This window comes from Prauserella endophytica, assembly GCF_005146945.1.
Taxonomy (GTDB): Bacteria; Actinomycetota; Actinomycetes; order Mycobacteriales; family Pseudonocardiaceae; genus Prauserella_A; species Prauserella_A endophytica.
Window position 1 is genome coordinate 1 of sequence record NZ_SWMS01000078.1, and the last position, 1,205, is coordinate 1,205.

At 62.8% G+C, this 1,205-nt stretch carries 2 protein-coding genes; both read right to left on the reverse strand.

The features are described from left to right. Nucleotides 1-164: 164 nt before the first annotated feature. On the reverse strand, nucleotides 165-374 hold the full coding sequence (locus FCN18_RS38925; RefSeq protein ID WP_137097599.1) for a DUF397 domain-containing protein: 210 nt from the start codon (nucleotides 372-374) through the stop codon (nucleotides 165-167). 6 nt (nucleotides 375-380) lie between these two features. Continuing rightward, nucleotides 381-1,205 (reverse strand): helix-turn-helix domain-containing protein (locus FCN18_RS38930; RefSeq protein ID WP_137097600.1); only part of this gene is annotated, 825 nt, incomplete at its 5' end.

Sequence of the window (1,205 nt, forward strand, 5' to 3'; positions counted from 1 at the left end):
AGAAGAAACTCTGAACACACGCTCCGCCGCAGGGGACACGCAGCAGGGTCGACAACCGGCCCGGTGGCGGGGTTCGCTGAGACGTGGTCGTGCCTCGTGGAGGGCCGGACAGAAGTAGAGCCCCGAGTCGTTCCAACTCAGGGCTCTACCGGGGGCGCAAGGCGCTAGTTCTGTTCCGATCGCGGGATGCGGAACTGGCCGTCTTTAACACCGGCGATGAAGGCGTCCCACTCACTCGACGTGAACTTGATGGAGCCCATCCCCGGAGCCTTGCTGTCGCGGACTTCGACACCCCCACCCTCGGCTAGCCTCACCTCGACGCAGTCGTTGTTTCCCCCGGAGTAGGAACTCTTCTTCCACTCATGGCTCAGCATTCTCTGTCACCCTTCCAGTTCTGCAGCCCGCTGACTCAATGCCTCTCGCGATGCGCTGGGACTCAGTGCCGTAGCACGTACGTCGTCGATTGTCCTTGCTAGGCCCTGAACCACATCTGGGTCATCGTAGTAAAGGCCCTGGGTGATTGTGTCCTGATACCCGACCGTAGGCCAGTCGGAGAACTCGAGCAGGTGAAAGCTAGTGCCAAGTCCACTGTGAGCGCCCGCGCTGAATGGCAGCACCTGCACGGTGACGTTGGCGGGGGTACTCGCCAGGTACCGCAGTTGATCGCTGACACAGCTCGGGCCCCCGATCAGGTTATGCAGGACAGTTTCGCTGACGATCGCCCAGAGCTCAAGCGACCCGTCTCGCACACGCTGTTGTCGGCGCGCGCGGAGCTCGAGCCGACGCTCGAGCTGATCCGGTGGCACGTCGACACGGGCCGTCATGAGAGCTGAGGCGTAGCCGGGGGTCTGCAGCAGGCCAGGAACGAGGTCGATAGTCCAAGAGTCGATCCGCGTGGCCTCAGTTTCAAGCTCGAGGTGGTAGCCGAGGGCCGAGTTCCAGTCGGGGCCGACGAACTCGGTCCACCAGACTGGCTGCTTGAGCTGCTCAGCAGCTTTGGCAAGTCGCTCGACAGTCTTTGCGTCGGCCTCGTAGAAGGTGGCGAGTCGCCTGACGTCGTCGGGACTAGGGCGCACCTTGCAGCTCTCGATCCGCGAGAGCTTAGACGGCGTGATGCCGAGGGCTCGCTGGACGTCGGTACTCGTGTACTTCCCGCGCAGTCTGCGGAGTTCCCGCGCGATGCGTTCTTCTCTCACTGCTGTCAT

Coding starts and splice junctions, on each gene's coding strand:
- FCN18_RS38925 (WP_137097599.1), bottom strand. CDS start 374: ATGCTGAGCCATGAGTGGAAGAAGAGTTCCTACTCCGGGGGAAACAAC.